8 protein-coding genes are annotated in these 8671 nt (G+C 74.8%); 2 read left to right on the top strand and 6 right to left on the bottom strand.

Going from position 1 to position 8671, the window contains the following annotated elements; translation table 11 throughout:
- From ABZ885_RS30920 to ABZ885_RS30940, 5 genes are all read right to left on the bottom strand, one after another.
- On the bottom strand, positions 1-329 hold a 329-nt coding region (locus ABZ885_RS30920; RefSeq protein WP_360195818.1), incomplete at its 3' end, for a hypothetical protein.
- A 15-nt stretch (positions 330-344) separates the two neighbouring features.
- Entirely contained in the window at positions 345-1292 is a 948-nt protein-coding gene (locus ABZ885_RS30925) for a carbamate kinase (RefSeq protein WP_360195821.1), read from the bottom strand.
- A 3-nt stretch (positions 1293-1295) separates the two neighbouring features.
- Positions 1296-2300: an ornithine carbamoyltransferase gene (gene argF, locus ABZ885_RS30930; RefSeq protein ID WP_360195823.1), complete on the bottom strand. Its 1005-nt coding sequence runs from the start codon at positions 2298-2300 to the stop codon at positions 1296-1298.
- A 22-nt stretch (positions 2301-2322) separates the two neighbouring features.
- Positions 2323-3546 carry an arginine deiminase gene (locus ABZ885_RS30935; RefSeq protein WP_360195826.1) on the bottom strand — a complete coding sequence of 408 codons (1224 nt, stop codon included), beginning with the start codon at positions 3544-3546 and terminating at the stop codon, positions 2323-2325.
- Positions 3547-3618: 72 nt separating this feature from the next.
- Entirely contained in the window at positions 3619-5040 is a 1422-nt protein-coding gene (locus tag ABZ885_RS30940; RefSeq protein WP_360195829.1) for an amino acid permease, read from the bottom strand.
- A gap of 348 nt (positions 5041-5388) precedes the next feature.
- Between ABZ885_RS30940 and ABZ885_RS30945 the strand changes: the two genes are divergently transcribed.
- On the top strand, positions 5389-5799 hold the full coding sequence (locus ABZ885_RS30945) for a pyridoxamine 5'-phosphate oxidase family protein (RefSeq protein WP_360195832.1): 411 nt from the start codon (positions 5389-5391) through the stop codon (positions 5797-5799).
- 39 nt (positions 5800-5838) lie between these two features.
- Here ABZ885_RS30945 and ABZ885_RS30950 read toward each other — a convergent pair whose 3' ends face one another.
- On the bottom strand, positions 5839-7524 hold the full coding sequence (locus ABZ885_RS30950) for a GAF domain-containing sensor histidine kinase (protein ID WP_360195837.1): 1686 nt from the start codon (positions 7522-7524) through the stop codon (positions 5839-5841).
- A gap of 271 nt (positions 7525-7795) precedes the next feature.
- Between ABZ885_RS30950 and ABZ885_RS30955 the strand changes: the two genes are divergently transcribed.
- Positions 7796-8671: universal stress protein (locus ABZ885_RS30955; RefSeq protein WP_360195835.1), on the top strand; the 876-nt coding region annotated here is incomplete at its 3' end.

Here is an 8671-nt window from a genome sequence, read left to right on the forward strand (position 1 = left end):
CGACGCCGACGCTGGACAGCGCCTGGGCGGTCGGCAGGCCGGCCCGCTGGAGGAAGCGCGTGTTCTCGCTGCCGGGCCTTGGCGAGCTGGACCTTGAGACGGTCCTGGAGCAGGTCGACCATGGCCTGCGCGACGGACGGGCGGGCCACCGTGTGGTGGGACTCCTGGGACAGCTTCACGCGGGCCGCGAGGACGGGCTCGTGGGCCCGGCCGAGCAGCACCAGGACCTTGGCCCTCGCGTAGCCGGGCGCGGCCGGGGAGACCGCGCCCCGGGTCGTCACCCGGACGTCGACGGCGGATCGGGCCTGCCGGGGTGTCAGGGATGTCATCGGACTTCCTTCCGGTCAGCCGGCGTGGTGGGAGGGCGCACCGGCGGGCACGGCCGTGCGGACCGCGGTGCCGGTGGTGCCGAGCAGGATGCCGAGGGCGTTGTCGACGGGACCGATCGCGGCCAGGCCGCCGGTGCGCTCGACGAAGGAGGCGGCGGCTTCGGCCTTGGGGCGCATGGAGCCCTCCGGCAGGTCCAGTCCGCGCAGCCACGCCGGGGTGGCGGTGAGGAGCGGCCGGGGGTGGGCGGTGCCGAAGCCGGCGAACACGTGGGTGACGTCGGTGAGGATCAACAGCGCGTCGGCGTCGAGCTGTTCGGCCAGCAGCGCGGCCGTGCGGTCCTTGTCGACGACCGCCTCGACGCCGGTCAGCCGGCCGGTGTCGGGATCGTGGACGACCGGCACCCCGCCACCTCCGGCGCAGACCACCAGCGTTCCGCCGCCGAGGAGTTGCCGGACGAGCGGCGCTTCGATCACCGCCCTGGGTTCGGGTGAGGGCACGACGCGGCGGCGGGCCCGGCCGTCCGGTGCGGTGGACCAGCCGAGTTCGCGGGAGAGCCGTTCGGCCTGCCGGTCGGTGAGCGGCTGCCCGATGAACTTGGCGGGGTGGGTGAAGGCCGGGTCGTGCGGATCGACCTCGGTGTGGGTGACCAGGGCGGCCACCGCCTTCCCCGGCAGGCGGCCGCGGAGTTCGCGGGCGAGCAGGGTGCCGATCATGCCCTGGGTCTGGGCGCCGAGGACGTCCAGCGGGTACGGCGCGGTGAGGGTGGGGTCGGTCTCGCTCTCGACGGCGAGCAGGCCGATCTGCGGGCCGTTGCCGTGGGTGACGACCACCTCGTGCCCGGCCTCGACGAGTTCGGCGATCGACCGGGCGGACTGCCGGACGTGGTGCAACTGGACGGCGGCGTCGGGGTGTTCGCCCCGCTGGAGCAGGGCGTTCCCACCGAGGGCGACGACGATGCGCATGGTTCAGTCCCTTCCGAGGGTGGCGACCAGGACCGCCTTGATGGTGTGCATCCGGTTCTCGGCCTGGTCGAAGACCAGGCTCGCGGGCGATTCGAAGACCTCGTCGGTGACCTCCAGCCCGTCCAGGCCGTACTGCTCGGCGAGCCCGGCGCCGAGGTCGGTGCGACGGTCGTGCAGCGCGGGCAGGCAGTGCAGGAACGCGGTCTCCGGATTCCCGGTGGCCGCCAGGGTCTTGGCGTTCACCTGGTAGGGCAGCAGCAGCTCGATCCGCTCGCGCCACTTCTCCGGCTCCTCCCCCATCGAGACCCACACGTCGGTGCAGAGGTAGTCGGCGCCGCGGACCGCCTCCGCGACGTCCTCGACGAGGGTGATCCGCGCGCCGCTCTCCAGCGCGAGCCGCCGGGCCGAGGCGACCACCTGCGGCTGCGGCCACAGCGGGCGCGGCGCGGCGATCCGCACGTCCATGCCGAGCAGGGCGCCCATCGTCAGCAGGGAGTTGGCGGTGTTGTTGCGGGCGTCGCCGAGGTAGCAGAAGGAGATCCCGGTGAGCGGCCTGCCGCTGTGCTCGCGCATCGTGAAGACGTCGCACAGGCTCTGCGTCGGGTGGCAGGCGTCGGTCAGGCCGTTGTACACGGGGACGCCCGCGTGGCGGGCGAGTTCGGTGACGGTGTCCTGGTCGAAGCCCCGGTACTCGATGCCGTCGTACATCCGGCCGAGGACCCGGGCCGTGTCGGCGGTGCTCTCCTTGTGGCCGATGTGCGAGCTGTCCGGACCGAGGTAGGTGGTGGTGGCGCCCTGGTCGGCCGCCGCGACCTCGAAGGCGCAGCGGGTGCGGGTGGAGTTCTTCTCGAAGATCAGGGCGATCCGGCGGCCGGTCAGCCGGGGCCTCTCGGTACCGGCCCGCCGCGCGGCCTTCAGCTCGGCGGCGAGGTCGAGGAGGTGGTGGATCTCGGCGGCGGTGAAGTCCGCTTCGGTCAGGTAGTGCCGGCCGTGCAGGTCGGTGGTCATGACGGTCTCCCCTCGGATCGGTTCAGTGGACGGCGTCGCGCTGGATCGGGCAGCTCATGCAGCGCGGGCCGCCCCGCCCGCGGCCGAGCTCGGAGCCGGCGATGGTGACGATCTCGACGCCCTGCTTGCGCAGGTAGGTGTTGGTGGTGGTGTTGCGCTCGTAGCCGACGACGACCCCGGGCTCCAGCGCGAGGAAGTTGCTGCCGTCGTCCCACTGTTCGCGTTCGGCGGCACGGACGTCCTGGTCGGCGGAGAGGAAGCGGACCTTCTCCAGTCCGAGGCCCTCGGCGAGGGAGGCCGCGAGGCCGGTGTCGGGGCGGACGTCGAAGCCGGCGGGACGCTCGGGGGCGGGCGTCAGGGTCCAGGAGCGCAGCGGCTCGGCGAGGCCGGGGTAGCGGACGAAGGTGTCCCGGTCGATCATCGTCAGGACGGTGTCGAGGTGCATGAAGGCCCGGCTCGCGGGCAGCCGTACGGCGATCACCCGCCGTGCCGTGCCGTACCGGAACAGCGTCTGCGCGAGCTGTTCGACGGCCTGGGGGGTGGTGCGCTCGCCCATGCCGACCATGACGACGCCCTCGCCGACGACGTGCACGTCGCCGCCCTCCAGGGTGGTGCCCGGCACCGGGGCGGTGCCGTCGAGCAGCGGCGGGGCGGTCTCGGCGAACAGCGGGTGGAAGCGGTAGATCGCGGCGGTGTGCAGGGTCTCCCGGCTGCGGGCCGGGCGGGCCATCGGGTTGAGGCTGTACCGGGCGCCGATCCAGCAGGAGTTGTCGCGCGGGAAGAGGTGGTTGGGCAGCGGCGGCAGGGCGAAGTCCTGCTCTCCGAGGGTGCTCCAGACCAGGCTGCGCGGGGTCCCGAGCGGCAGGTCGTCCTTGAGGACGCCGCCGATGAGGTAGTCGGCGAGGGTCGCGCCGTCCAGTTCCCCGCACAGCTCCCGGACCGGGTCGACCAGGGCGGGGCCGACGGTGGCCGCGGTGACCACCTGGCCCAGCAGCCATGCGCGGGCCGGCGGCAGTTCGAGGGTCTCGCCGAGCAGGTCGGCGTAGTGGTGGACGCGGACGCCGTGGTCGCGCAGCACCTGGGCGAAGGCGTCGTGCTCCTCGCGGGCGCGCTTGGCCCACAGGATGTCGTCGAACAGCAGTTCGTCGACGTTGCGCGGGGTCAGCCGGGACAGTTCCAGGCCGGGGCGGTGCAGGATCACCTGGTGCAGGCGGCCGGCCTCGGAATCGACACGCAGAGCGGACATGGGTGGTACTCCCTCGTGGTCGGTGCGGGTGGCGCCACTGCGGACGGCGGCGCCGGTGCCCCCGGTGGGCGGTCAGGCAGGGCGGTCAGGCAGGGCGGGCCGGGACGGACGCCCGGGGGCGGCGGCCGGGTCCGGGGCGGCCCGGCCGGTGTGCGGCCGCTTGAGCCAGATGTAGACGGGGATGCCGAGCAGGATGGTGAACAGGCCGTAGTAGACGGTCTGGTAGCCGCTGCCCTGGATCGACCAGTACGAGAAGGCCAGCGCGAGGACCGTGACGGTGACGTCCCGGGCGAACCTCCGGCGGTCCGGCTCCTCCCGGCCGCGCCGGACCAGCCCGAGCAGCTGGGCGGCGGCCGACACCAGGTACGGGATGACCGCGGTGAGCACGCTGAGCAGCACGATCTCGGTGAACACCTGCGTGAACCGGGTGTAGCTGACCACGGTGAGCACCGAGGCGAGGACCGTCGCGGAGACGATGCCGACGGCGGGCACCCCGTCCCTGGTCCCGCCCCTGGTCCTGGCGAACGCGGCCGGGAAGAGCCCGTCGCGGGCCGCCGCCATCGGCATCTCGGCGCAGATCAGGGTCCAGCCGTTGAGTGCGCCGAGCCCGGAGACGATCGCCGCCGCGGCGACCAGGTTCCCGGCCCAGGTACCGCCCGCGATGTTGTTCACGGCGTCGGTGAACGGCGCGCCGGAGCCGACGAGCCGGTCGTGCGGGACGGTCCCGAACACCGCGAGGGTGCCGAGCAGGTAGATCACCGCGCAGGCCAGCGTGCCGTAGACCGTCGCCCGGGGCACGTTGCGCCGCGGGTCGCGGACCCGGCCGGCGGCCACCGAGGCGGTCTCCAGCCCGATGTAGCTGAACAGGGCGATGGCCCCGGCCGCCGAGACCGCGCCGAGCGCCGAGGTACCGGAGGCGTTGAAGGCACCGAGGTTGCCGGACTTCAGGAAGAACAGACCGGCCGTCGCCATGAACGCCAGCGGCAGGAACTTCAGGACCGTGGTGGCGACTTGGAAGGCCCCGATGCTGCGCACGCCGACGAGGTTGACGGCGGCGGGCGCCCAGAGCCCCACCAGGGCGATCGCCACGGACCCCCAGGTGTGGTGTCCCTTGTTGACGAACACCTCGACGTATCCCACCCAGGCCACGGCGATGGCCGCGTTGCCCGCCCACGCCGTGATCCAGTACGACCAGGCGGTCAGGAAGCCGGCGAACTCGCCGAACGCCTCGCGGGCGTAGACGTACGGACCGCCGCTGCCCGGGGACCGTTCGGCCAGGCGTCCGAACGTGACGGCCAGCGCCAGCGCGCCGATCGTCACCAGCACGAACGCGACCAGGGCGATCGGGCCGTAGGGGGCGAGGGCGGACGGCAGTGCGAAGACCCCGGTGCCGATGATGCTGCCGACGACGAGTGCCGTCGCGGCGGGCAGCCCGAAGGACCTCTCCTGCGGCGGCCGGTCGGCCGGGGGTCTTCCCTGATCGGCTGGGGACATGCGCGTGCTCCTTCGTGCCGGGCCGGAGGCTGACGCGGCCCGGTGGCCGTGTCCGCTGAGGCTGATCCTCGAAGGAGCGGGGTACCGCGCAGCAGGGGCCATCGGTCCCTTGTCCGGTCGCCACGGGTCCCGGTGCGGACATCCGAGGGTCCCGGCGGGCCGGCGCGGGACGAACCAGGTCGGGCCCGGAGCAGGCCGACGGCGGAACGACCCGGCCCAGGCCGGGAGCAGGCCCGGAGCAGACATGCCCGGTGTGGCCCGGGACCGCCCGGCCCGGGACCACCAGGCGGCCGGGCGGGGACCGAACGACCCTCGCCCGCCGCGGCCGCGAGGCGAAGAATCGGCCCCATGGAACCGGACCGCACCCCTGCCGCGCACGACCCGCTGGACCCGCGGCACTGCCTGCTCCTGCTCGCGGGCGCCTCGGTCGGCCGTGTGGTCTACACGGTCGGCGCCCTGCCGGCCGTCCTGCCGATCCGCTACCGGCTCGGCCGGGACGGCAGCGTGCTGCTGCGCGCCACCGCCCCGTCCGAACTGGTGCGGGCGGTCTCCGGCGCAGTGGTGGCGTTCGAGGCCGGGGAGGTCGACGCGACGGACGGGACCGGCTGGAGCGTGACCGTGCTGGGGCGGGCGGACGTCTCGGACGACCCCGCTGCGGAGCCCCCGGCCGTGCCCGAGGCCCGGCCGTCCCGTCAGGTCTCGATCCGGATCCGGCCCGAACTGGTCACCGGACGCCTGCTGCCGGACCCCGGCCCCTGACGGGGATCGGACGCGGGGGACCCGGAGCCCCCGCCGGGGTCAGACGGCCAGCGGTGCCGACCAGACCATCCGGGTGCCGCCCTCGGCCGGGCGGTCCAGCTCGAACGACCCGCCCAGCGCCTGGGCCCGCTCCGCCAGGTTGCGCAGCCCGCTGCGCCGCCCCTGCTCGGGGACGCCGACACCGTCGTCCTGCACGGACAGCGCCACCCGCCCGTCCGCCGCCTTGAGCTGCACCTCGACCCGGCGGGCCTTCGCGTGCCGGGCGGCGTTGCTGAGCGCCTCGGCCAGCACGGCGAGGACGTGCTCCGCCACCTCCGCGGGGACGTCGGTGTCCAGCAGGCCCTCCATGCTCAGCCGCGGCGCGTAGCCGAGCGCCGCCTGGGCCTGCTCGACCACGCGGACGGCCCGGGCCCGCAGCCCGTGGCCGCCGGCCTCCTCCCGTGCCCGGAGGCCGAAGATCGTCGACCTGATGATCTTGATGGTGTCGTCGAGGTCCCCCACCGCGCGCAGCACCCGGTCCGAGGCCCCGGAGTGGTCGATGAGCCGCGCGGCGCTCTGCAGGGTCATCCCCGTGGCGAAGAGCCGCTGGATGGCCAGGTCGTGCAGGTCGCGGGCGATGCGGTCGCGGTCCTCCAGCACCGCCAGCTGCTCGGCGTCGCGGCGGCGCTCCGCCAGCTCCAGCGCCAGCGCGGCCTGGTCGGCGAAGCCCAGCAGCGGCCCGATCTCCCGGTCGGTGAACCCGGGCTGGCCGGTCTCCCTGGCCAGCAGCAGCACGCCGTCGATCTGTCCCTGCGCCCGGCCCAGCGGCACCGCGACCGCCGGCCCGAGCCCGTCGAACCGGCTCGGGCCCGCGGCCAGCCGCGGATCACCGGCCAGGTCCGTCGTCGTCACCGGCACCCCGGAGGCGCAGGCCTCGCCCGACAGCGACCCCTCCAGCGGCACCACCAGGCCGGTCCGGACGCCGGTGTCCCCGCCCAGCGCCAGCTCCACCCGCAGCGCAGCCGTCCCGGCCACCGGCACGGAGACGTCGGCCAGGTCCGCGCCGGTGATCTCCCGCGCCCGCTGCGCGATCAGCTCCAGCACCTCCGACCGGGATCCGCCGGACAGCAGCGCGCGGGTGATCTCCGCGCTCGCGCTCAGCCAGCGCTGCTGGCGCTGGGCCTCCTCGTACAGCCGGGCGTTGTCGATCGCGACCCCGGCGGCCACGGCCAGCGTGGAGATCACCGCCTCGTCGTCGGCGTCGAACTCCTCCCCGCCCTGCTTGTCCGTCAGGTAGAGGTTCCCGAAGACCTCCTCGCGCACCCGCACCGGCACGCCGAGGAAGCTGCGCATCACCGGGTGGTGCGCCGGGCAGCCCACGGACGACGGGTGCTCGGAGAGGTTCGCCAGCCGCAGCGGCGCCGGATGGTGGATCAGTTCGCCCAGCAGGCCCCGTCCGGTCGGGTACGGGCCGATCCGGGCGATCTCCGCCGCCGACAACCCGACCGTGTGGAACTGCGACAGCGTCTCGCCGTCCGGGCCGATCACGCCGAGTGCCGCGTACCGCGCGTCCACCAGGACCGCGGCGGCCTCGACGATCCGCCGCAGCACCTGCGTCAGGTCCAGCTCCCGGCCGACCGACAGCACCGCCTCCAGCAGGCTGTGCACCCGGTCCCTGGTGCCCCGGGCGTCGTCGATCCGCGCCTGGAGCTCCTCCAGCAACTCGTCCAACCGGAGCTGCGGCATCCGCGGCCGCACCGTCTCGCTGCTCACGGATGCCCTCCTCGTCTCCGACGCCGCGCCGATTGTCGCAGATGGCGGCACACCCCGGACGCCCCAGTCCCACCTTCCCCGCCGCACCCTTCCCCACGGCACCCGCCGACGGCCCGGGACCTTCGGCACCGCGGTGGGGCTGCTCGGCCCCTGTGGCCGGCCGTGCACCGGGCGGGAGGCTGGTCGCCGGACGAGCCGCGCAGACCGCTGCCGCGGCCGCCCGGGGACCAGGGAGGTCACGCACATGGTGCACAGCGTGGTGGTGGGGATCGACGGTTCGGCGCAGAGCGCGGCCGCGGCCGACTGGGCCGCCGAGGAGGCCTGGCGGAGGGGGCTCCCGCTGCGGCTGGTCCACGTCGCGGGAACGGAGGTCGATGCCCTGGACCGCGACCTCGGGGGCGGGGGCGCGACACCGGAGCCCCTGGCCGCGATCCGCGACCGCATCACGGCGGCCCTGCCCGGCCTGGAGGTCTCGCTGCAGCTCCTCCCCGGCAACCCCGCGGAGACGCTCGCCGCCGCCCGCCGGACCGAGGTGCTGGTCCTCGGGTCGCGCGGCCTCGGCGGCTTCGCCGGCCTGCTGGTCGGCTCCGTCGGCCTGCGCACCGCCGCCCGCGCCGCCTGCCCCGTCGTGCTGGTCCGTGCCGGAGCGGACGGGCGGGGCGGATCGCCCGGCGACGTCGTCGTGGGCGTCGAGGGCGACCGTCCGTGCGACGCCGTGCTGGCCTTCGCCTTCCGGCACGCGGCGGAGACCGGAGCCGTCCTGCGCGCGGTGGAGAGCCGCACCACGTCCCACGGCCCATACACCACCGAGGCCCCGGTGGCCGAACGGGAGATCAGGGAGTCGCTGGCGGCGGCCGAGCAGCTCAAGCTGCGGGACGCGCTGGCCCACTGGCAGGACAAGTACCCGGAGGTCCGCACCGAGGCGGAGGTCTGCCCGTGGAGTCCCGCACGGGTCCTGGTGGAGGCCTCCCGCAGCGCCTCGCTGGTGGTCCTGGGACGGCGCACCTCCCGGCATCCGCTGGCCGGGCCCCGGCTGGGGCCGGTGGCCGTGTCGGTACTCCGGCTCCCTCCCAGCGGGCCAGCCGGAGGGTGGCGGCCAGGCCGAGGCCGCTGCCGGGCT

This window comes from Kitasatospora sp. NPDC047058, from assembly GCF_040643935.1.
Classification (GTDB): Bacteria; Actinomycetota; Actinomycetes; order Streptomycetales; family Streptomycetaceae; genus Kitasatospora.

Coding starts and splice junctions, on each gene's coding strand:
- ABZ885_RS30925 (WP_360195821.1), bottom strand. CDS start 1,292: ATGCGCATCGTCGTCGCCCTCGGTGGGAACGCCCTGCTCCAGCGGGGC.
- argF (WP_360195823.1), bottom strand. CDS start 2,300: ATGACCACCGACCTGCACGGCCGGCACTACCTGACCGAAGCGGACTTC.
- ABZ885_RS30935 (WP_360195826.1), bottom strand. CDS start 3,546: ATGTCCGCTCTGCGTGTCGATTCCGAGGCCGGCCGCCTGCACCAGGTG.
- ABZ885_RS30940 (WP_360195829.1), bottom strand. CDS start 5,040: ATGTCCCCAGCCGATCAGGGAAGACCCCCGGCCGACCGGCCGCCGCAG.
- ABZ885_RS30945 (WP_360195832.1), top strand. CDS start 5,389: ATGGAACCGGACCGCACCCCTGCCGCGCACGACCCGCTGGACCCGCGG.
- ABZ885_RS30950 (WP_360195837.1), bottom strand. CDS start 7,524: ATGCCGCAGCTCCGGTTGGACGAGTTGCTGGAGGAGCTCCAGGCGCGG.